The organism is Stenotrophomonas sp. AC248, from assembly GCF_979258185.1.
Genome location: NZ_OZ409840.1, coordinates 4,175,551 through 4,195,747, shown reverse-complemented (window position 1 = coordinate 4,195,747; position 20,197 = coordinate 4,175,551). Strand labels below are relative to the sequence as shown.

The following is a 20,197-nucleotide window of genomic DNA, read 5'->3' as shown; positions in this document are numbered from 1 at the left end:
ACTGGCGGTGCCGGAATCGACCGGCCCTTTCTGGAGATCCCCCATGAACAAGCTGATCCTGGCCGCCGCCCTTGCCACCGCGCTGGTATCCACCCCGGCCTTCGCCGCCGACCTGAGCGCTGCCGACGTACAGGCCAAGCTGCGCGCCGCCGGCTACACCCAGGTGCATGAGCTGGAACGCGATGACGGCCTGTGGGAAGCGGACGTCACCCGTGCCGATGGCAGCTTCGAAGAAGTGATCGTGGACCCGGCCACCGGTGAGATCTTCGACCCGCGCAGCCCCCGCGCCCTGCTCGATGCCGGGCAGATCCTGGCCGTGGCCCAGAAGGCCGGTTTCCGTCAGGTGGAGTCCTTCGAACGCGACGGTGCCACCTGGAAGCTGGAGGCCCGCAACGCGCGCAACCAGCGCGTGGAAGTGCGCATGAGCGGCCACGACGGGCGCGTGTTGTCGAGCAAGCGCGAAGGCTGGTGGGACTGAGCACCGCGCCGCCGGTGACGCGGATGCAGAAACGGCCGGGGTGACCGGCCGTTTCGCTGTGGTGCGTTACCTCACCAGCCGTACGGGGGCGGGTAGTCCCAGTAGCCGGGGCCGGGGCCGTAGCCATAGCCGCCATAGCCACCGTAGGGGCCGAAGCCCGGACCCTTGCCCTCGCTGACGCGGATGTTCACGTTGACGTTGTGGGTCTTGCCTTCGTCGGTGGTGTAGTTCTTGTTGAGGTTCAACTCGGCGGCGTTGTAATGGGTGTTGCCGAAGTTCTTGGCGTAGCCGATGCCGGTGGTGATGCTGCCGTTGACCCGCAGCTTGTCGTCGGTGACATCGGCGATGCCGTTGGCCGCGCCACGGTCGCTCAGGCGGCGGCCGCTCTTGTCGCCGTAAAAGGTGCCGGGCGGGTCGCCGCGCAGCGAGCCATCACCCAGGTACTGCATGGGCGCCTGCGGGACCGCCAGGTTGAGACCGGTCGCCGATTGCGGGCCGGTGGCCCCTGCCGCGGACTGGGCCAGGGCAACCCCGGGGGCAAGCAGGCACAGCAGCAGCGAAAGCGAGCGGATCATGATGGGCTCCGGAACGGGCGGGCAGCACGCAGGCCGCCGACAGCGCTGACGCTATCACCGGCTGCTTGAACGATGCCTGTCATGGCAGCGCCTTCAGGGGAACTTTACTCCAGCCGCTCGAACCCGAACAGCGCGGCCAGCGGGTGCTTGCGGCGCTCGATGCGGGCGCGCAGCAGGCCGGCGCCGATCATGGAATAGGTGATGCCGTTGCCGCCGTAGGCCATGCCGAACAGGACCCGCGGCCCCCATTGCGGGTGGGGACCGAAGAAGGGCAGGCCGTCGGCGGTCTCGGCAAACGTGCCGGCCCAGGAGAAGGCCGGCTGCAGCGGCAGGTGCGGAAAGAGCTTGCCCACCTTCTTCAGCAGGCGCGCGGCCTTGGCGTCCACGCGCCGGTCGCGCCGGGCCGGAATGTCCACCGCATCGTCCTCACCGCCGATCAGCAGCCGCTGGTCGCCGGTGCTGCGCATGTACAGGTAGGGCCGCGCGGACTCCCAGACCATGGTCTGGGCCAGTGGCCCGAGCAGGTCGGCCGGGATCGGGTCGGTGATGAAGGCGTAGCTGCTGCGGTTGCGCGCCACCGAGGGCTTCAGCCAGTGCTGGTTGGCGTAGCCGGCGGCCATCACCACGTGCCCGCAGCGGATGCGCACGCCCTCGGCGGTGGTGGCGGTTACCCCGCGTGCGGTGGGCACCAACGTGGCCAGGGTGGTGCGGTCGTGCACCTGGCAGCCGTTCTTCTGCAGCCGCGCCAGCAGCCGGTAGGTCAGGCAGTAAGGGTCCACGCGGGCGGCCAGCCCGCTGAGGATGGCGCCCGGCGCGTCCACGCCGAATTCGTCCTCGACCGCATCGCGGTCCAGCCAGCGCACGTCGAAGCCATGCCGCTGGCGCAGTGCGAATTCTTCCTGCAGCACCGCGCGGTGCCGGCGTTTGCTGGCGTAGTACAGGCTGTGCATGGGATGGCAGTCCACCCCCTTGAGCCCGCGGGCGACCTCGCGCAACGCGGGAATCGCGTCGGCACAGGCCTGGTAGGCCTCTACGGCGGCGGTTTCGCCGTACTGCCGGGCCAAGTCGATCAGGTGCGTATCGATCTCGTATTGCAGCAGCGCGGTGCTGGCGGCGGTGCTGCCCCAGCCGATGTCCCGTTGTTCGATCAACGCCACATCGTGGCCGTGGGCGCACAGTTCGTTGGCGATCAGCGCGCCGGTGATCCCGCCGCCCACCACCAGTACATCGCACTGCAGGTCGTCGCGCAGGGGCGGGAAGGCGTGCATCAACCCGTTGCGCACCGCCCAGAACGGGTAACCACTTTTCAGGTCCATGCGGGGCTCAGGCGGTGGGGTGGCCGGTATGCGGCGTCTGGATCAGCGGCCCTAGGTCAAAGCCCTGCTGGCGGGCCTGGGCCAGGTAGTGATCCTGCACGGTGGTATCCAGGGTGGGGGTGCGCGACAGCAGCCACAGGTATTTGCGATCCGGGCTGCCGACCAGTGCGACGCTGTAGTCCGGCGCCACCTGGATCACCCAGTAGTCGCCCTTGGTGAAGGGAATCCAGCGCAGGCCCTTGGGCAGGAAGCTGACTTCCAGCCGCGCGCTGTCGTTGTCCACCGGGCAGGCTTCGCCTTCGGCTTCTTCGATCTCCCCGTCCATGCGGCAGCGGTTGAGCACGGCCACGTGGCCGTTCTCCTTCAGGCTGTAATGGGCCGACACATCGGTGCACCCGTCGGGCTCGTGCTTCATCGGCAGGCGGGCGATTTCATACCAGGTGCCCAGGTAGCGCGGCAGCTTGAGGTCCGGAACGGTCTTGAGGTCGGCGTGTGTGTTCATGGGGTGCGCGAAGAGAAGGTGCAGCCACCATGCCGCGCCCACCGCCACGGGTAGGTGAAGCCCGCGCAGGCGCGGCGTGGAGAACGTTGCGTTGCCCGTGCGTGATGCACCGGCGCGGCAGGCGGCGCTATTCTGTGGGCGGGCGAAGCCTGCCTGTTTTCACTGCGATGGAGGTGCCGATGTACCACGTGATCCTGCTCAAGAGCCCGACCGACTTTGCCCGCGCGCGCTGGGAGGCGGCCGAGGACGTGGTGGACCACGAGGGCGTGGCGTACTCGCTGCGCGCCGGCCCACGCCAACCGCTGCCGACCGACCACGCCTGGGACGAGGTGGCCGTGTATGCGCCCGATGAGATCAGCGAAGAGGAATTCCAGGACTGGTATGCCAGCCTGCGGCCGCAGGTGGAAGAGCTGCGCCTGAAGTACTGACGGCGGCATGCCGGGCGCGCATACCCGGCGTGAACGAAGCCCGGTTTATAGTTCGCGCAGGCGCGGTGGTCCGCGCGAATCCTGTTGGTGCGCCGGCTTGTCTTCCCGTTCATTCCGTTCCTTCCTGCGGCCGCTGGCCTGGTTGATGCTCTGCGCCTGGCTCAGCGTGGCGCCCCTGGCGCTGGCGCAGGGCGACGATGCCGCTGCCGATGATCCGATTGTCCAGCTGGCGCAGGCCGGCAAGGACCTGAAGCAGATTCAGGCCGCCCTCGACAGTGCCGATACCCCCGATACGCTCAAGACCCTGTCCGACCGCGCATTGGCCGTACAGCGCGACGCCGATGCGGCGCGCAACGCCCTGCAACCGCAGCTGGAGCAGGTGGACGCCCGCGTGGCCCAGTTGGGCGAGGTGGCCGAAGGCACCACCGAGGCGCGCGACATCACCGCCCAACGCAAGGCGCTGAACCAGCAGCGCAGCGACCTGGCCTCGGCCATTGCACGGGCCAAGCTGTTGGCCGGTGATGCGAAGCAGGTGGGCGCGGATATCGAGAAGATGCGCGTCACCCAGTTCAGCGAGGACCTGGCGCGCAAGGTCAACTCGCCGCTGTCGCCGTCGTTATGGAAGCAGTTCGCGGTGCACGTGCCAGCCGACTATTCGCGGCTGGTGGTGCTGTACCGCCTGGGCGAGACCGCGGCACGCAAGGCGATTGCCGAACACGGCTGGGGCGCGCCGCTGACCGGGCTGGCGCTGGCGCTGCTGATGTTCTTCCCGCTGCGGCTGTGGCTGCGCGCCGTTGGCCGCCGCTATGCCGCCTCCGAGCGCGCACCCGACGGCCGCCTGCGCCGGTCCGGGCTGGCGGTGTGGTTGCTGGCGGTGGGCACCTTGCTGCCGGGGTTCGCAGCGGTGGTGCTGGTGGCTGCGCTGGACTCCATCGGGGCAATCCCGCCGCGGTTGGAGCAGCTGGCGCTGCACTTCCAGGTGGCCACGTTCGTGGCGGCCTTCATCACCGCGCTCAGCGCCTGCCTGCTGGTACCCAAGCGGCCGTCCTGGCGCCTGCTGAGCCTGGATGACAGCGCGGCATGGCGGCTGCGCAAATACGCCTGGGGCGCGGCCGGGCTGACCTTCCTGAGCATCCTGCTGGTGGAGATCAACCGCGCCTCGCGCACCAGTGAGATCACCACGGTGGCGGTGGACGGCTTGATCGCGATCACCTACATGGCGCTGATCGTGGCCATCCTGGTGTCGCTGGCGCGCCTGCACCGTCGCCAGACCGACGAGGCGCAGGCCAAGCTGGACGCGCAGGTGGACGCCGGGGCCAAGCAGCCCAAGGCGCCGGTGCGCAAGAGCGGCTGGATCGTGCTGGCGCGGCTGGCCGGGCACGTGGTGGTGGCCGCGGCGGTGATCGCCACGCTGCTGGGCTATCTCAACCTGGCGCTGTTCGTGGCCCAGCAGCTGGTGTGGGGCGCGGTGGTGCTGCTGGCCGCCTCGTTGCTGCTCAAGTTCGCCGACGACCTGTCGCTGTGGCTGCTGTCGCCTACCAGCCGGGTAGGCAAGAGCATCGTGCTGACCACCGGGCTCAACGATGCCAAGGTGGAACAGGCCGGCGTGCTGCTGTCGGCGGTGCTGCGCATCGGGGTGATCCTGCTGGCGGTGCTGGCGTTGACCGCGCCGTTCGGCAACCTCAATACGTTCTTCAGCGCCATGGACTCGCTGTCCAACGGGCTGACCATCGGCACCACCACCCTCAAGCCCAGCAGCGTGCTGTATGCGGTGCTGGCCTTCCTGGTGGTGTGGGCGGTGATGCAGGCCTTCCAGAACTGGTTGACCAACACCTACCTGCCCAAGACCGACCTGGATGCCGGGGCGCGCAACTCGATCAGCACCGTCACCCGTTACCTGGGCATCATCGCGGCGGTGCTGTGGGGGCTGACCGCGCTGGGCATCGGCTTTGAAAAGCTGGCGCTGGTGGTCAGTGCGCTGTCGGTGGGTATCGGCTTCGGCCTGCAGGCGATCACCCAGAACTTCGTGTCCGGCCTGATCCTGCTGGCCGAGCGCCCGGTGAAGATTGGCGACTGGGTGAAGCTGGGCGACCAGGAAGGGGACATCAAGCGGATCAGCGTGCGCTCCACCGAGATCCAGGTGGGCGACAAATCCACCCTGATCGTGCCGAACTCCGAGCTGATCACCAAGACCATCCGCAACATGACGATGGGCAATGCGCAGGGGCGCATCCAGATCCAGTTCGCGGTGCCGCTGAGCACCGACGTGGCGGCGGTGCGGCAGATCCTGCTGGACTGCTACAGCGAACACGTGGGCGTGCTGGCCGAACCGGCACCGTCGGTGTTCATTGATTCGATCGCCAACGGCCAGGTAGCGATCAACAGCTTCGCCTACGTGTCCGGCCCGCGCGCGGTGTATGGCGTGCGCAGCGACCTGTACTTCACGATGCTGCAGAAGTTCGCGGCGGCGCATATCGCGCTGTCCTCGCCGACCGATATCCATCTGGTCCGCGATCCGGCCGCGCCGCAGGAGTAGGTAGGTACCGACCGTTGGTCGGTACGAACACCTGGCGATGTCACGGCGTGCCGACCAACGGTCGGCATCTACCGTGGTGGCGCGGATCCCAACCAAATCCCGGTAGGTACCGACCGTTGGTCGGTACGAACACCTGACGATGCCACGGCATGCCGACCAACGGTCGGCATCTACCGGGGTTTTACCCGCGGTTGCCGCGGCGCGAGGGCACCAGCGCGAAGTTGTCCACGGCCAGCTTCTCGGCGTGGTTCAACCACGCGCGGATCTCCAGGTCGTCCACTTCGTGGTCCAGGCCGAACGGAACGCTGATGCGGCCTTCTGCATCGGGCTGCACCCACTGCTGGGCCACCACCACCTTGCGCTGCGAGGACACCGCTTCGATCCAGAAACCGCGATCGGGCGACTGCTTGGCCACGAACTGCAGCATGTACTGGCCGGCGCGGGTGCGGCGGCCCTTCTGGGTAATCATGTGCGCCTGGCGGATGCTCGGGCGCGGGCCGTTGAACGGTTCCAGCGGCCCATCCACCGCAAAGCCGGTGCGCAGCGCATCGTCGCGGTACAGCTTGATGCCCTTGTCACGGTTGACCAGCATCGCGCACCAGTCGCCATCGGCCGAACCATCCTCGAACGCCGTGCAGCGGTCCACGTAGGCCAGCGTATTGGCCGGGTCGGCGTCATCGAACTGCTTGGAGGTGTTTTCCAGGTACACCGACTTCAGGTCGAACTGCTTGTCGTATTCCAGCAGCACCGGCGGCTGCACATGCTGCAGGCCGATCACCACCTGGTTGTCGTCATCGATGCGCAGCTGGCGGGTTTTGTCGCCCAGCCACAGCGAACGCGAGAAGGCCAGATAACGCGGGTAGTCCTTACCGTTGTCACGCAGCGCCGCAGCGCTGGCACTGTCGGTGCGTTCGGGATCCAGCAGCGAGCGGCCGAAGCCGATCGCCTTGATGGCCGGGTCGATCAGGCTGAGCAGCGTGGCGCCGGAATCCAGCGTGGAGCCGGCGGTGGTGGCCAACTGGCGCGGGGCGATGTCCTTGCCCAGGAACAGCAGCAGGTTCTCGCGCTTCTGCTTGGCCAGCACATGGCTGAGGTCGTTGGGCATGGCCAGGTGATCGGAGGCGATGACGATCAGGGTGTCCTGCCCATACGGGCTGGCCTGGATGCGATCGACCAATTTCGAGATCAGGCCATCGGTGCACTTGAGGGCGTTGAGCAGGCCGATGTTGCCGTACTCGCTCTGGTAGCGGGTGCGCTTGCAGGCCACCGGCAGGTGCCCGGCCGGATGGTGGGTGTCCATGGTGAGCGTGGTCAGCATGAACGGCTGGCCGGCCTTGGACAGCTGCTCGAAGCGGTCATAGGCCTTGTCCAGCAGCACGTCGTCGTGCACGCCCCAGGTGGAGAAGTGCGAGCGCGCCACCTTCTGCGTCTTGAACCAGGCCAGGTCGTCCACCGCGTCGTAGCCGTGCGTGGCCAGGAACTGGCCCTTGCCCGCGAACTGCCCGTTGGCGCCGCCCAGGTAGTGGTTGGTGTAGCCCTGCTGCTTGAGGTAGTCGCCCAGGCACACCGCTTCGGGCAGGAAGCTGCCCATGCGGCCCATGCTGTTCTCATCGTCCTTGGCGGTGGTCAGCGGCACGCCGCACATCGACGACACCAGCCCGGCGATGGTCCAGCCGCCGCCTTCGGCCGAGACCAGCCCGCGCACATCCAGCGCCTGGCCGGCCAGCCGGTTGAGGTTGGGCATCAGGCCCGGGAAGGTGGTTTCATCGAGGTAGGTGCGCTCCAGGCTTTCGCCGTAGATCCACACGATGTTGCGTGGCTTGGCCAGCGCCTGTTGCGGAATGGTGTACTCGGGCGCGATCACGGTGTAGTCCACCGGGCGCATCTGCTGGTACAGGCGCAGGCCGTCGCTGTACAGCGGGCTGACCGCAATGGCCACCAGCCACATCGCGACGAAACCACCGAACACCGCCTTGCCGTGTTCGATGCGGCGCCAGCGCTGCATGCGTGCGGCCGCCAAGGGCAGCAGCGAGACCAGCAACAGCGCGATGTAGGCGGCGATGTAACCCTTGAAGTCCGCTACGCCCGCGCCTTCCATGTCGGCGCCCAGGTGATACAGCGTGGCCGCGTTGAGCCCGTCGCCGGACAGCTTGTTGATCAACCACCACGTACTCAGCAATACCATCAGCACCGACATCAGGCTGGCCTTCCACCATATCCACTTGCGCGAGGCGAGCAGCAACCAGGAGAGCAGCAACAGAGTCAGCAGCAGGATCCAGAGCATCGGCGGTATCGGTAGTGGAGACAGTTGGTGATGGACGTCATGACGACGTATTTCCCATCCGACCGGCTGTCCAACCACATCTGCATGACAAGCCGATGACCCGATCATGCATGCACGAACCTGACTGAAATGTTTGTTTCAGGATGCTGAAGATGCGCTACAACGCATCGTGTTTCCAGGTGTAAAACACACGTGAAGAAATGCGATGCAGCGCGGCATCATCGATGGCCGCGCTCTTCCTTCGAACGCGCACGACGATCAAAGATCAGCGCGCTGAGGATGATGCCAAGGCCCAATGCCACGCCGATCAGCATCAAGGTGAATGCGATGGCCGGATACCCGAACAGGTGCCAGCCGGTATCCACTTTCATCATCATCGCTGCGGCAAGAATCAACGCGGCGGTAACAATGCCGGCCGACACGCGGTTGGCGATCTTCTGCAGGTTTTCCATCAGCCGCGATTCTTCCAGCCCGGTCACTTTCATCTGCAGGCGGTTCTCGGCCAGCAGGGCAAGGATGTCGGACATCTTGCGCGGCCCTTCGCGCAGCAGCTGCTGTATCTCCATGGCTTCGCTGGCCAGGTTGGCCGCCGACAGCGATTTCTTCAGGCGCGCACGCATCACGTGCTGCAGCTGTTTCTCCACGATTCGGCGGGTGTCCAGGTCGGGCGACAGCAGCCGGCATACCGTTTCCAGGTTCAACAGTGCCTTGCCGAGCAGGCTCAGTTCCGGCGGCGTGCGCAGCCCGCTGGCAGTGGCGATGCGGACCAGGTCGAGCACCACGCGGCCTTCGGAGAAACTGGTGTTGGCGGCATAGCGCGCAATCATCTGCCCGGTTTCGCGCAAGTAGCGTTCTTCGTCGAACGATTCCAGCCGGGTACTGATGCCGATGATCTCATCGGCCACTTCCTCGCCACGCCCGTCCACGGCGGCGAACAGCAGCTTGAGCAGGCGCTCGCGCAGGCGCGGTGGCATGTGCGCGACCATGCCCAGGTCGAAGATCGCCAGGCGACCCTGCGGGGTGACGCGCAGGTTGCCCGGGTGCGGGTCGGCATGGATTTCGCCATGCACGAAGATCTGGTCGATGTAGCCGCGGATCAACGCGGCGGCCAGCGGCGCCATCGGTTCTTCGGTGCGGCGCACATCGGGAATCATGTCCACCCGCACGCCGTTGGCCAGCTCCATGGTGAGCACGCGGTGGCTGCAGTAGTCCCAGATCGGCTGCGGCACCCACAGCGGCTTGAACGGCTTGAGGTGCTGGCCGAAGCGCTGCAGGTTCTCTGCCTCTGCCTGGTAGTCCAGCTCCTGCATCAGGGTCTTGGCGAACTCGTTGAGCCAGTCGCGCAGGCGTACCCGGCGGCCCACCTGGGTGAGATGGTCGGCGGCCAGCGCGAAACTGCGCAGCACCTCCAGGTCCGAGCGCAGCTGCGCGGCCACTTCCGGCTTCTGCACCTTTACCGCCACCTCGCGGCCATCATGCAGCTGCGCGCGGTGGACCTGCGCAATGGAGGCGCACCCCAGCGGCACCGGGTCGAAGCTGGCAAACAGCTTGGACACCGACGCGCCCAGCTCCTGCTCGATGATCTGTGCAATGCGCTCGACCGGAATCGGCGCCACCTTTTCCTGCATGCGTTCCAGCGCGGTGGCAAATTCCACCGGCACCATGTCCGGGCGGGTGGACAGCATCTGCCCCAGTTTGACGAAGGTGGGGCCGAGCGATTCCAGGTCGGTGACGAACTGCTCCGGATTGCCCTCCGGCGGGATGTCGTGCACCGCGCGGGCGTCCAGGTTCATGCCCGAAAACACCCCGGAGTTCCGGTAACGCAGCAGCAGGCGCAGGATCTGGCTGCGGCGGTTCATGCCTTTTACCAGCGATGGCGAGCCAGGGGCGACGGGCGTGGTATTCAAGCAGGGCTCCAGGACGGGTGTCCCCGGCAGTGTGCGGGCGGGAAGGTAGTGGGGCGGTGAATCCCCCGGCATCTACCGCGAACGGGCCAGGATCGGGCAGAATCCACGCTTCCCGCTTGATCTATTGGATTGCCATGGCCGGTGCCAGCCTGTTTGCGTTGCTCGATGACATTGCCACGCTGTTGGACGACGTGTCGGTCCTGACCAAGGTCGCGGCCAAGAAAACCGCCGGCGTGCTGGGCGACGACCTGGCGCTGAACGCGCAGCAGGTGACCGGGGTCAATGCCAACCGCGAGCTGCCGGTGGTGTGGGCGGTGGCCAAGGGCTCGTTGGTGAACAAGGCGATCCTGGTGCCGGCCGCGCTGGCGATCAGCGCGCTGGAAGCCTGGCTGCGTGGCAAGGGTTACCCGGTGCCGATCGTGGTGCCGCTGATGATGATCGGCGGCGCGTTCCTGTGCTACGAGGGCGTTGAAAAGCTGGCGCACCGCTTCCTGCATTCCAAGCAGGAGGACGAGCAGCACAAGGCCGAACGGGTCAAGGCGCTGGCCGACGAGAAGGTCGACATGGTGGCTTGGGAAGGCGAAAAGGTAAAAGGCGCGGTGCGCACCGACTTCATCCTGTCGGCCGAGATCATCGTGTTGTCGCTGGGGGTGGTCTCGGCCGCCCCGTTCCTCAACCAGGTCACCGCGCTGGTGGTGATCGCGCTGGCCATGACGGTGTTCGTCTACGGGCTGGTGGCCGGCATCGTGAAGCTGGACGACCTGGGCTTGTACCTGTCGCGCAAGGGCGCGGGGCTGGCCGCATTCGGCCGCGGCCTGCTGATCGCCGCGCCCTGGTTGATGAAGTTCCTGTCGGTGGCCGGCACCGCGGCGATGTTCCTGGTGGGTGGCGGCATCCTGGTGCACAACGTGCCGGCGCTGCACCACGCCGTGGTCGGCCTGGGGGGCGAAGGCCAGTGGGGCTGGCTGATCAACGCGCTGGGCAACATGGTGGTCGGCGTGATCGCCGGTGCGATCGTGCTGGCCGCGGTGATGGGGTTCCAGAAGCTGCGCGGCAAGAAAGCGGCGCACTGACAGGCAAGCGGTCTGTCAGCTGCCGTTCCAGTCGCGCAGCGCCTCCAGCTCGGCGCGTGCGCGGGCCAGGCGACGCCCGGACAAGGCATCGATCGCGCGCTGCAGGCGGGGTGACGCCGGGGCCTGCCGCTGCCAGCGCCGGGCCAGGAGCATCAGGGCGGTCATCAGCGCCGCCCCGGCCACCAGCGAGATCAGCAACGCGCGTGCGGCGAAGGCGGAGAGGTCGATGCCCCATGCCTGCCACGCCACCAGCACCGGCACCGCCAGCCACAGCCAGCACCAGGGCAGCCCGAGCAGCAGTTCGCCGGCGGCGGTCTGCATGCGCAACACCGCCAGTTGCCGGGACTGCTGCAGCACCGGCTGGTCGGGCTGCAGTTGCCCGCGCAGGTGCAACCGGGCCGCGCTGACGATGATCACCGCCACGCAGTAGACGTGCAGCGCCACGGCGCTGAGCATCACCGCCAGCGGTGGCTGCTGCCACCACACGCTGCCGCAATACATCGACAGCCCCAGCCAGAACAGCAGCTGCACCACCTGCAGTGCACTGAACGCCGACAACTGGCGTTGCGCGGCGTACTGCCGGTGGCGGCGCCAGCTGTTCAGCGCGGCGGTGGCCTCGCTGTCGTCGGCATCGCCGCCGGCCTGGTGCCACAGCTGCTTGAGTGGGTCGGTATGCATGACGGTGGCCTCAGGCGGTGGGGTCGAAGCGTGCGCGCAGCTGCTGGCGCAGGCGGTGCAGGCGGGTGGACACGTTGGCAGTGCTGATGCCGAGAATGTCGGCGATCTGGCGGTGGTCGTGATCGTCCAGGTGCAGCAGCATCAAGGCGCGGTCCAGCGGCGGAAGCGCGCGGATCGCACCCTCCAGCTGCTGTACGGCGTGCTGCTGCTCGGCCGGTGCACCCTCGTCCACCGGCAAGGTGTCCTCGTCCAGTGTGGCGTGGTGGCGCTGGTGCAGCTGCTGCCGGCGCACCTGCGAGATGGCCACGTTGAGCGCGACCCGGTACAGCCAGGTGGAAAAGCGGGCGCGTGCCGGGTCGAAGCTGTCGAACGCGTCCCAGGCCTGCACGCTGATGTCCTGGATCAGGTCGAGCCGGTCTTCCTGGTGCGCGCAGTAGCCGCGTGCGATCTTCAGCACGATGCCGCGGTGCTGGTCCAGCAACGCGGCGAAGCGCAGGCGCGGGTCGTGGGCGGCAGGGGTGTTCATGTCCATACCCGGGTGATTCGCACGGAGGCGGCCGTTATCACAGCGCCTCGGCGGGCATGCCGGTCACCGGGGCGCGTCGGCCGCCTGCACGCGGTTCTTGCCGACGCGCTTGGCCGCATACAGGGCCGCATCGGCACGCCGCAGCAGGCCATCCACCGGTTCGCCGGCGTGCCATTGCGCCACCCCGGCGCTGAAGTGCACCGGCACCCGCGTGTCGTCCAGCTGCAGCGGGCGCTGGGCCAGCGAGCGCTGCAGCCGCAGCAGGGTGGACATGCTGTCGGCGGCCGGTGTTTCGGGCAGCAGCAGCACGAACTCATCGCCGCCGATGCGGGCGATCGCATCGGTGCTGCGCAGGTGCAGCTGGCAGACCGCCACCAGGTGGCGCAGCACGGCATCGCCGCCGGCATGGCCGTGGGCGGTGTTGGTCTGGTGGAAGTCGTCCAGGTCGATCAGCGCCAGGGCCAGCGGGTGGCCATGGCGGCCGGCCCGTGCCAGCTCGCGCTCGACCAGTTCGTCGAAACCGCGGCGGTTGAGCGCCCCGGTCAGCGGGTCGGTGCGAACCAGCCCGGACACATCGCGCAGTTCCTGCTCCAGCTCGGCGATGCGCTGCTCGGCCTGTTCCACTTCGCGGCGTGCATTGCCCAGGTGGTCGCGCGCCTGCAGTGCCTGCTCCTGCACGCGGCCGGTGTCCTGCAGCACGCCCTGCAGCAGCTGGCTGAGGTCGGCGATGCTGCGCGCTTCCTTCAGGGCCAGCGCATAGCTGCTGATCCGGTCGTGGTACTCGCCGGTGCTCACGGCCATGCCGTCGAGGCGCTCGATGAAGCCGCCCATCAGGCCCTTCATGGCCGCCTTGGATTCGACGATGCCCTGTTTGAGCAGGCCCTGCTTGTAGATCACTTCGCGCAGGTTGGCGCGCGCCTGGTCGACCGAGTCGCGGTCCAGCGGGCCGCTGATCAGCTGGCGCACCGCATGCACCTGCCCATGCAGCCAGCTGCTGTCGTCCAGCAGCTCGCCGATGTTGTCCAGCAGCAGGTCGAACAGGCTCAGCAGCAGTTCCTGCTGTTCCTGCCAGCCATCGCTGCGCACGCCGATCTGGTGGGTCAGCTCGCGCAGGCGCAGTTCGATCGGCTGCAGCGGCTGGCCGGGGTGCCAGTGGCGCAGGTCGGCGGCGATCTGCGCCGGCTCCTCCCGCAGTTCGGGCATGTTCTGCAGCAGGCTGGCCACGGTCACGCCCAGCGTGTGCCGCAGCAGCTCGCGCAGGCGCAGGCTGTCGGGCTGGCCGTCGGGGCTGTCCTGCTCGATGGTGCGGATGTACTTGTCGATCAGCTGGCGCATCGCGCGGCCGTAGCTGACCCAGTCGGCACTGCGCTGGGCCGACTGCAGGCGCAGGCCCATGTCGCCCAGTTCGCCGGGCAGGGTGGACATGCCGTTGGCGAAGGCCGCCAGCAGCGGTTCGGGGCTGTCGATGCCGGCGAACAGGCGCTGCAGCATGGCGCTGGTGCCGCCCTTGGGGCCGGGCGCGTCCACGCTGGCCGTGTCGATCACCCGGTTCTCCACCTGGCGCCGCGACAGCAGCCGGCCCACGGCGGTGCCGGGGCTGGGGGGAGCGTCGTGCGGGTCGGTCATGCGCGGATCCTTGGCGGGTCACCGGCGGGGCAGCCGGGCGGGTGGAAGAGGTTGGAACAGTATCGGCGCGGTGCAGGCCGGCTTGAACGCGGGACGGGCACGGCAGCTGTGCCACGATGGTAGGCAATCTGACGGTGGGAGCGTGCGATGAAGGTGATGCTGGTGGGGGCAACCGGGCTGGTGGGCGGGCACGTGCTGCAGCAGCTGCTGGATGACCCGCGTTGCGATGCGGTGGTGGCGCCCACCCGGCGGCCGCTGGCGCACGCCGACCCGGCCCTGCACAACCCCGTGGTCGACTTCGAGCGGCTGCCGGTGGACGCGCCCTGGTGGGCGGTGGATGCGGTGATCTGCGCGCTGGGCAGCACCATCAAGCAGGCGGGCAGCCGCGCGGTGTTTTCCCGGATCGACCACGACTACCCGCTGCAGGTGGCCACCCTGGCCCAGGCCCACGGCGCGCACGCGTTCGTGCTGAATTCGGCGATGGGCGCCGACCCGCAGTCGCGGATCTTCTACAACCAGGTCAAGGGCCGGCTGGAACAGGACCTGCGCGGGCTGGGCTACCGCTCGCTGACGCTGGTACGTCCCGGCCTGATCGGCGGCGAACGCAGCGAACGCCGCACCGGCGAGCACTTGGCCAGCGTGGTGCTGGGCGCGCTCGGCCCGGTGCTGCCGCGTGCCTGGCGGATCAACCCGGCGGTGAACATCGCCGCGGCCATGGTGGAGGCAGCGCTGGCCCCGCGCCCGGGCGTCCAGATCGTAGGCGCAGCAGACCTGGCAGGGTAGAGCCGACCGTTGGTCGGCTGCAGGAAACCCAACCCAGGTAGAGCCGACCGTTGGTCGGCTGCAAGGAACCCCAACCGGAGGTAGAGCCGACCGTTGGTCGGCTGCACGGAACCCAACCGGAGGTAGAGCCGACCGTTGGTCGGCTGCACGGTATCCGGAGGAGCCGGCCAGCGGCCGGCACTACCGGGTGCGGAAACAACAACGGCCACCTTCCGGTGGCCGTTGTCGTATCCGTGATTGCCCGCCGACCAACGGTCGGCAGCTACCCGCTCGCGCAGATCAGCTGGCCAGCGCCAGATCATCCAGCATGGCCCGCAGGAAACGCGCAGCTTCACCGCCGGTCGCCGCGCGGTGGTCGAAGGTGACCGACAGCGGGATCACCTTGTGCGCTTCCACGCCGCCCATCACCGGGGTCATCTGGTGGCGGGCACGGCCGGCACCGACGATGGCCACGCACGGCGGCACCACGACCGGGGTCGCGTAGCGGCCGGCGAACATGCCGAAGTTGGACAGCGAGATGGTGTAGCCGCTCAGCTCGGATGCGGCGATCGAGCGCGATTCCACCTGCTCGCGCAGGCGGTTCACGCCCTCGCGGATGCCACGTGCGTCGAGCATGTCGGCGTTGCGCAGGGCGGGCACGAACAGGCCATCGTCGGTGTCCACCGCGATGCCGATGTCCACCTGGTTGTGCAGCGTGCGGGTGAGCGCATCGCCGTCGAACCACGCGTTCAGGGCCGGCACCTTCTGGCAGGCCACCACGATCGAGCGCACCAGGCGCGCGGTGACGTCGTTGCCCGGCACCCAGGCGTGGATGTCGGCGTCGTCGTTGAGCGTGGTCGGCACGACCTTGCTGTGCGCATCGGCCATGACCCGCGCCATGTTGCGACGCACGCCCTTGAGCGGTTCCGGCTGGCCCTTGGCCACCACGCCCGGCGGCTGGGTGCGCATCGGGCGACCGGCGGCCGACAGCGGCGTACGCGATTCGGCGGCGCGCGCCACTGGTGCCGGTGCAGCTGCAGCCGGTGCGGCCACGGCGGCGCGTGCCGGCGCAGCGCCGACCTTGGCGCTGCCATCGGCGGCGGCCTGCTTGACGTCGGCCATGGTTACCGCGCCATCGGTGCCGGTGGCACGCACGCGGGTAAGGTCCACGCCCAGCTTGCGCGCGGTGGCGCGCACGGCCGGCACGGCCTTGACCCCGCCCACGGCGACGGCCTGTTCGGCGTGCACGGCATTGGAGCTCTGCATGGCGCCAACCACGGTGCCGGCGTCATCGCGCTCGGCGCCGGGCTTGGCAATCTCGCCCCCGTTGTCCGACGCCACCACCTTGTCCGGCTGCGCGGCCGCGGTCTGGCCGGTGCTGGGGGTGGGCGACGGCGCGGCGTGCCCGTGGCTGTGGCCGGTGTCCTGGCCATCGGCGCGCTGCGGCATGTTCGGGTCCAGTTCGAACTGGGCCAGCACGCTGCCGGTGGGAATGATGTCGCCTTCACCGCCGGCCAGCGCCAGCACCTTGCCGGAGAACGGCGAGGGCACTTCGACCACGGCCTTGGCGGTCTCCATGGACACCAGCGGCGCGTCGAGCGCGATCACGTCGCCTACCTTGACGAACCACTCCACGATCGTGGCGTCCGGCAGGCCTTCGCCGAGGTCGGGCAGGTGGAAATTCTTGTTCTCACTCATGTGCAGTTCTCTTCCAGCAGTTCGAGATCGCGGGCCGGCAGCCAGCCCGTCGCGCCGTTCGCGCGCTCGGACCACCACCAACCACCGTGTTCATGATGCAGTTTGACCAGTTCACCGCTGTCCACATCCAGTTCGCGGGCGTCATAGTCGCGCAGGGCTTCTGCGCGACCTTCGTCCAGCAACTGCAACCACGCCACCGGTGCCCAGCCGGCACGCCCGTCATCGGTGCGTACCCAGGCAAACGCCGGCCATTCCTCGTCACGAACACCCAGTTCGACGATCTGGCCGGTGCGGAACCGGAGCGGGTTGGGGTACTGGCTGCGGTACGGGCCTAGGAGGCGGGCCCGCACGTCAGCCTGCCGCAATGGCGCGTTTGGCCGCGCTGACGATCCGGTCCACGCTGGGCAGGTACTTCATTTCCAGGCGGAACAACGGAATGTGGGTGTCATAGCCGGTGACGCGCTCGACCGGTGCCAGCAGGTCGTACAGCGATTCCTCGGCCAGGCGCGCGGCGATTTCCGCACCGAAGCCGGCCGTCTTCGGCGCCTCCTGCACGATCACGCAACGGCCGGTCTTGGCCACCGATTCGGCGATGGTGGCAAAGTCGAGCGGACGCAGCGTGGCCACGTCGATCACTTCGGCACTGATGCCTTCGCCGGCCAGCTTGTCGGCCGCTTCCAGCGCTTCCTTCACCTGCGCGCCCCAGGTCACCAGGGTCACGTCGGTGCCGTCGCGCAGCACGAAGCACACGTCCAGCGGCAAGGCTTCGCCGTCATTGACGACCACTTCCTTGTACTGGCGGTAGATGCGCTTGGGCTCCATGTAGATCACCGGATCCGGTTCGCGGATCGCGGCCAGCAGCAGGCCATAGGCGCGCTGCGGCGAGGACGGCAGCACCACGCGCAGGCCCGGCACGTTGGTGAAGATCGACTCGTTGGCCTCGCTGTGGTGCTCCGGCGCGCGGATGCCACCGCCCCACGGCACGCGCAGCACCATCGGGCAGTGCAGGCGGCCACGGGTGCGGTAACGCAGGCGCGCGGCGTGGCAGATGATGTGGTCCACCATCGGGTACATGAAGCCGTCGAACTGGGCTTCGGCCACCGGCTTCATGCCCTGTGCGGCCAGGCCGATGGTCAGCCCGGCGATGGTGGTTTCATCCAGCGGGGTGTCCAGGATGCGGTCGGCGCCAAAGCGCTGCTGCAGGCCGGCGGTGGCGCGGAACACGCCGCCGTTGACGCCCACGTCTTCGCCCAGCACCAGCACCGACTTGTCGTGCTCCAGCTCCCAGGCCAGCGCCTGGGTGATGGCTTCGATGAGGGTGATCGGGGTGGTGGTCATGATGTCTTCTCCGCGCGCGACGGCGGCGCTGTCGGCGGCGTTGGTCTGCGCGCTGGAGGCGCCGTTCTTGATCTCATCCATGGCGCTGCTCCAGGGCGATCGCCTGCGCACGCTGGGCCAGCAGGTCCTGCGGCGGATCGGCATACAGGAAGTCGAACATCGCCTCCACCGGCTGCACCGGGGTATTGAGGTACAGGTTCACTTCTTCGTCCACGCGCTTGCCGCACTCGGCGGTCCAGGCGGCTTCCTCTTCCTCGCTCCACACACCGGCGTTGGTGAGGTACTTGCGCAGGCGCAGCATCGGCTCGCGCTGCCAGGCATCCTTCACTTCGGCGTCGTCGCGGTAGCGGCGCGCGTCATCGGCGGTGGTGTGGTCGGACAGGCGGTAGGTCATCAGTTCCAGCACGGTGCCGCCGTCGCCGGCCAGCGCGCGTTCGCGCGCCTGCAGCATGGCGGCCATCACCGCGATCAGGTCGTTGCCGTCCACCTGCAGGCAGAACAGGCCACCGGCCAGCCCCTTCTGCGCCAGCGTTTCGGCGCCGGTCTGGGCCGAACGCGGGACCGAGATGGCCCAGCCGTTGTTGACGATGCACAGGATCAGCGGGAGCTTGTAGGCACCGGCGGAGTTCAGGGCAGCGTAGAAGTCGGTCTTGGAGCTGCCGCCATCGCCGCACACCGCCACCGCGATCTGCTTTTCGTTGTTGAGCTTGAACTTCAGCGCCGCGCCGGCCGCATGCAGGCACTGGGTGGAAATCGGCACGCAGAACGGGAAGTCCTTGGCCGCGTTGCCGCCGTAGTCGTTGCCACGCTCGTCGCCGCCCCAGTACATCAGCACGTCGTGCGGGCGCACGCCACGCATGAACATCGCGCCGTACTCGCGGTAGGACGGTGCGAACACGTCGTCCTTCTGCATCGAGGCGCCAATGCCCACGTGCGCGGCTTCGTGGCCCAGGCAGGCCGCGTAGGTACCCAGCTTGCCGGTGCGCTGCAGCGCGATCGACTTGCCGTCGAACACGCGCACGAACAGCATCTGCTTGAACATCGGCAGCAGCGCGCGTGGATCGCGCAGGGCCTCGGGCAGGTCATCGCGGACGAGCGTGCCGTCCGTGTCCAGGTACTGCAGGTATTCGATCTTGAACTCAGCGGCAACCGTCATTGCGTACTGCACCTTCGACAGGAAGTTACAAATGATATGAATTGCCATGTTAAGGAAGGCGTACGAAAAAGCCGTCCTGCGGCGCAGCAAGTGTCCCGGTGGACAATACGCCCATATACCCCGTAAGGGGCGCGAAATGCCAATGACTGCAACGTATTCAGTTGCTGCAACCGGGCATGAGCGGCGGTTGCCGGGGCAGGGCGGGTGGCCGCTGCCGCCGGTCTGCCCGCGCAGAATCCGGGCCCGGCTTGGGCACCACACGCCGGCGCATGGCCCCCGCCGCCCGGGAGCGCATGCTGTGCGCTACCCTTTGACCCCCTCATTTGGCCCACGCCATGTCCGTCGAGAAGAACCAACGCGACCTCGAAGCCGGTATCCACACCGATCTGCAGGGGCGCCTGACCTACGGCGGCTACCTGCGGCTGGACCAGCTGCTCAGCGCCCAGCAGCCGCTGTCCAACCCGCCGCACCACGATGAGATGCTCTTCATCATCCAGCACCAGACGTCCGAGCTGTGGCTGAAGCTGCTGGCCCACGAACTGCGCGCGGCCATCGGCTTCCTGCAGCGCGACGAGGTCTGGCAGTGCCGCAAGGTGCTGGCGCGCAGCAAGCAGGTGCTGCGCCAGCTGACCGAGCAGTGGTCGGTGCTGGAAACCCTGACCCCGTCCGAGTACATGGGCTTCCGCGACGTGCTGGGTCCGTCCTCGGGCTTCCAGTCGCTGCAGTACCGCTACATCGAGTTCCTGCTGGGCAACAAGAACGCGCAGATGCTGCAGGTGTTCTCGCACGACCCGGCCGGCCAGGCGCAGCTGCAGGAAGTGCTGGACGCGCCCAGCCTGTACGAGGAATTCCTGCGCTACCTGGCCCGCTTCGGCCACCCGGTACCGGCCGAGTACACCGGCCGCGACTGGCAGCAGCCGCACGTGGCCGACGACGCCCTGCACCCGGTGTTCGAGCGGATCTACCAGAACACCGACCGCTTCTGGCGCGAGTATTCGCTGTGCGAGGACCTGGTGGACCTGGAGACCGCCTTCCAGCTGTGGCGCTTCCGCCACATGCGCACGGTGATGCGGGTGATCGGCTTCAAGCGCGGCACCGGCGGCTCCAGCGGGGTCGGCTTCCTGCGCCAGGCGCTGGAGCTGACTTTCTTCCCGGAGCTGTTCCAGGTGCGCACCACGATCCGCAACGACGACCCGATGCCGCCGGACGCCTGAGTCCGCGCGGGCACCGATCGCCCTATTCATCATGACACCCGGATGACCACGGGGCTGCCCGCAGCCCCCGCCGTTGCTGCGCTGGCGGGCCATCCCCGAC

18 protein-coding genes are annotated in these 20,197 nt (G+C 68.0%); 6 read left to right on the top strand and 12 right to left on the bottom strand.

Going from position 1 to position 20,197, the window contains the following annotated elements; genetic code table 11:
• Window positions 1-43: 43 nt before the first annotated feature.
• Window positions 44-478 (top strand): PepSY domain-containing protein, encoded by a 435-nt coding sequence (locus ACZ0AE_RS18845; RefSeq protein WP_128095427.1) that lies wholly within the window; start codon window positions 44-46, stop codon window positions 476-478.
• Window positions 479-549: 71 nt separating this feature from the next.
• On the opposite strand, the gene ACZ0AE_RS18840 is transcribed toward ACZ0AE_RS18845, so the two are convergent.
• From ACZ0AE_RS18840 to ACZ0AE_RS18830, 3 genes are all read right to left on the bottom strand, one after another.
• Window positions 550-1,053 (bottom strand): hypothetical protein, encoded by a 504-nt coding sequence (locus tag ACZ0AE_RS18840; RefSeq protein ID WP_038685750.1) that lies wholly within the window; start codon window positions 1,051-1,053, stop codon window positions 550-552.
• A gap of 104 nt (window positions 1,054-1,157) precedes the next feature.
• Complete coding sequence (locus ACZ0AE_RS18835) at window positions 1,158-2,369, bottom strand: NAD(P)/FAD-dependent oxidoreductase (protein ID WP_463601867.1); 1,212 nt, start codon at window positions 2,367-2,369, stop codon at window positions 1,158-1,160.
• Between the two features lie 7 nt (window positions 2,370-2,376).
• Entirely contained in the window at window positions 2,377-2,871 is a 495-nt protein-coding gene (locus tag ACZ0AE_RS18830; RefSeq protein ID WP_038685752.1) for a lipocalin family protein, read from the bottom strand.
• A gap of 179 nt (window positions 2,872-3,050) precedes the next feature.
• On the opposite strand from ACZ0AE_RS18830, the gene ACZ0AE_RS18825 reads away from it, so the two are divergent.
• A complete protein-coding gene (locus tag ACZ0AE_RS18825; RefSeq protein WP_038691707.1) occupies window positions 3,051-3,299 on the top strand; it encodes a hypothetical protein in 249 nt (82 codons plus the stop codon).
• Window positions 3,300-3,444: 145 nt separating this feature from the next.
• Entirely contained in the window at window positions 3,445-5,835 is a 2,391-nt protein-coding gene (locus ACZ0AE_RS18820) for a DUF3772 domain-containing protein (protein ID WP_448134878.1), read from the top strand.
• 181 nt (window positions 5,836-6,016) lie between these two features.
• Here ACZ0AE_RS18820 and ACZ0AE_RS18815 read toward each other — a convergent pair whose 3' ends face one another.
• Together ACZ0AE_RS18815 and ACZ0AE_RS18810 are read right to left on the bottom strand one after the other, a co-directional pair.
• Complete coding sequence (locus tag ACZ0AE_RS18815) at window positions 6,017-8,119, bottom strand: phosphoglycerol transferase I (RefSeq protein WP_463601866.1); 2,103 nt, start codon at window positions 8,117-8,119, stop codon at window positions 6,017-6,019.
• Between the two features lie 218 nt (window positions 8,120-8,337).
• The gene (locus ACZ0AE_RS18810; protein ID WP_394343873.1) at window positions 8,338-9,978 is read right to left on the bottom strand and encodes an ABC1 kinase family protein; all 1,641 of its coding nucleotides are present in this window, start codon (window positions 9,976-9,978) and stop codon (window positions 8,338-8,340) included.
• A gap of 182 nt (window positions 9,979-10,160) precedes the next feature.
• Here ACZ0AE_RS18810 and ACZ0AE_RS18805 point away from each other — a divergent pair, with 182 nt between their 5' ends.
• Window positions 10,161-11,099: a DUF808 domain-containing protein gene (locus ACZ0AE_RS18805; RefSeq protein ID WP_038691709.1), complete on the top strand. Its 939-nt coding sequence runs from the start codon at window positions 10,161-10,163 to the stop codon at window positions 11,097-11,099.
• 15 nt (window positions 11,100-11,114) lie between these two features.
• Here ACZ0AE_RS18805 and ACZ0AE_RS18800 read toward each other — a convergent pair whose 3' ends face one another.
• The 3 genes from ACZ0AE_RS18800 to ACZ0AE_RS18790 are packed head-to-tail and all read right to left on the bottom strand — an operon-like array spanning window position 11,115 to window position 13,929.
• Entirely contained in the window at window positions 11,115-11,777 is a 663-nt protein-coding gene (locus ACZ0AE_RS18800; protein WP_463601865.1) for a hypothetical protein, read from the bottom strand.
• 10 nt (window positions 11,778-11,787) lie between these two features.
• The gene (locus ACZ0AE_RS18795; RefSeq protein WP_463601864.1) at window positions 11,788-12,309 is read right to left on the bottom strand and encodes an RNA polymerase sigma factor; all 522 of its coding nucleotides are present in this window, start codon (window positions 12,307-12,309) and stop codon (window positions 11,788-11,790) included.
• Window positions 12,310-12,366: 57 nt separating this feature from the next.
• On the bottom strand, window positions 12,367-13,929 hold the full coding sequence (locus ACZ0AE_RS18790) for a GGDEF domain-containing protein (protein WP_320488684.1): 1,563 nt from the start codon (window positions 13,927-13,929) through the stop codon (window positions 12,367-12,369).
• Window positions 13,930-14,076: 147 nt separating this feature from the next.
• On the opposite strand from ACZ0AE_RS18790, the gene ACZ0AE_RS18785 reads away from it, so the two are divergent.
• Window positions 14,077-14,712, top strand: coding sequence for an NAD(P)H-binding protein (locus tag ACZ0AE_RS18785; RefSeq protein WP_463601863.1), 636 nt, complete (start codon window positions 14,077-14,079; stop codon window positions 14,710-14,712).
• Window positions 14,713-14,991: 279 nt separating this feature from the next.
• On the opposite strand, the gene ACZ0AE_RS18780 is transcribed toward ACZ0AE_RS18785, so the two are convergent.
• The 4 genes from ACZ0AE_RS18780 to pdhA are packed head-to-tail and all read right to left on the bottom strand — an operon-like array spanning window position 14,992 to window position 18,883.
• Window positions 14,992-16,389: a dihydrolipoamide acetyltransferase family protein gene (locus tag ACZ0AE_RS18780; RefSeq protein ID WP_320488686.1), complete on the bottom strand. Its 1,398-nt coding sequence runs from the start codon at window positions 16,387-16,389 to the stop codon at window positions 14,992-14,994.
• A complete protein-coding gene (locus tag ACZ0AE_RS18775; protein WP_038685760.1) occupies window positions 16,386-16,739 on the bottom strand; it encodes an SH3 domain-containing protein in 354 nt (117 codons plus the stop codon). The genes ACZ0AE_RS18780 and ACZ0AE_RS18775 overlap by 4 nt, the downstream gene beginning before the upstream one ends.
• Before the next feature lies 1 nt (window position 16,740).
• Window positions 16,741-17,808 (bottom strand): alpha-ketoacid dehydrogenase subunit beta, encoded by a 1,068-nt coding sequence (locus tag ACZ0AE_RS18770; RefSeq protein ID WP_141057826.1) that lies wholly within the window; start codon window positions 17,806-17,808, stop codon window positions 16,741-16,743.
• Entirely contained in the window at window positions 17,801-18,883 is a 1,083-nt protein-coding gene (gene pdhA / locus ACZ0AE_RS18765) for a pyruvate dehydrogenase (acetyl-transferring) E1 component subunit alpha (protein ID WP_038685762.1), read from the bottom strand. Before pdhA ends, ACZ0AE_RS18770 begins: the two co-directional genes overlap by 8 nt.
• Window positions 18,884-19,218: 335 nt before the next feature.
• Between pdhA and ACZ0AE_RS18760 the strand changes: the two genes are divergently transcribed.
• Window positions 19,219-20,097, top strand: coding sequence for a tryptophan 2,3-dioxygenase (locus tag ACZ0AE_RS18760; protein ID WP_038685763.1), 879 nt, complete (start codon window positions 19,219-19,221; stop codon window positions 20,095-20,097).
• The last annotated feature ends 100 nt before the right edge of the window (window positions 20,098-20,197 follow it).

Excerpts from the sequence above, each read along its gene's own strand:
- ACZ0AE_RS18830 (WP_038685752.1), bottom strand. The coding sequence starts at position 2,871 with ATGAACACACACGCCGACCTCAAGACCGTTCCGGACCTCAAGCTGCCG.
- ACZ0AE_RS18810 (WP_394343873.1), bottom strand. The coding sequence starts at position 9,978 with ATGAACCGCCGCAGCCAGATCCTGCGCCTGCTGCTGCGTTACCGGAAC.
- ACZ0AE_RS18770 (WP_141057826.1), bottom strand. The coding sequence starts at position 17,808 with ATGGATGAGATCAAGAACGGCGCCTCCAGCGCGCAGACCAACGCCGCC.
- ACZ0AE_RS18790 (WP_320488684.1), bottom strand. The coding sequence starts at position 13,929 with ATGACCGACCCGCACGACGCTCCCCCCAGCCCCGGCACCGCCGTGGGC.
- ACZ0AE_RS18845 (WP_128095427.1), top strand. The coding sequence starts at position 44 with ATGAACAAGCTGATCCTGGCCGCCGCCCTTGCCACCGCGCTGGTATCC.
- ACZ0AE_RS18800 (WP_463601865.1), bottom strand. The coding sequence starts at position 11,777 with ATGCATACCGACCCACTCAAGCAGCTGTGGCACCAGGCCGGCGGCGAT.
- ACZ0AE_RS18785 (WP_463601863.1), top strand. The coding sequence starts at position 14,077 with ATGAAGGTGATGCTGGTGGGGGCAACCGGGCTGGTGGGCGGGCACGTG.
- ACZ0AE_RS18840 (WP_038685750.1), bottom strand. The coding sequence starts at position 1,053 with ATGATCCGCTCGCTTTCGCTGCTGCTGTGCCTGCTTGCCCCCGGGGTT.
- ACZ0AE_RS18795 (WP_463601864.1), bottom strand. The coding sequence starts at position 12,309 with ATGGACATGAACACCCCTGCCGCCCACGACCCGCGCCTGCGCTTCGCC.
- pdhA (WP_038685762.1), bottom strand. The coding sequence starts at position 18,883 with ATGACGGTTGCCGCTGAGTTCAAGATCGAATACCTGCAGTACCTGGAC.
- ACZ0AE_RS18805 (WP_038691709.1), top strand. The coding sequence starts at position 10,161 with ATGGCCGGTGCCAGCCTGTTTGCGTTGCTCGATGACATTGCCACGCTG.
- ACZ0AE_RS18760 (WP_038685763.1), top strand. The coding sequence starts at position 19,219 with ATGTCCGTCGAGAAGAACCAACGCGACCTCGAAGCCGGTATCCACACC.
- ACZ0AE_RS18825 (WP_038691707.1), top strand. The coding sequence starts at position 3,051 with ATGTACCACGTGATCCTGCTCAAGAGCCCGACCGACTTTGCCCGCGCG.
- ACZ0AE_RS18815 (WP_463601866.1), bottom strand. The coding sequence starts at position 8,119 with ATGCTCTGGATCCTGCTGCTGACTCTGTTGCTGCTCTCCTGGTTGCTG.
- ACZ0AE_RS18835 (WP_463601867.1), bottom strand. The coding sequence starts at position 2,369 with ATGGACCTGAAAAGTGGTTACCCGTTCTGGGCGGTGCGCAACGGGTTG.
- ACZ0AE_RS18820 (WP_448134878.1), top strand. The coding sequence starts at position 3,445 with ATGCTCTGCGCCTGGCTCAGCGTGGCGCCCCTGGCGCTGGCGCAGGGC.
- ACZ0AE_RS18780 (WP_320488686.1), bottom strand. The coding sequence starts at position 16,389 with ATGAGTGAGAACAAGAATTTCCACCTGCCCGACCTCGGCGAAGGCCTG.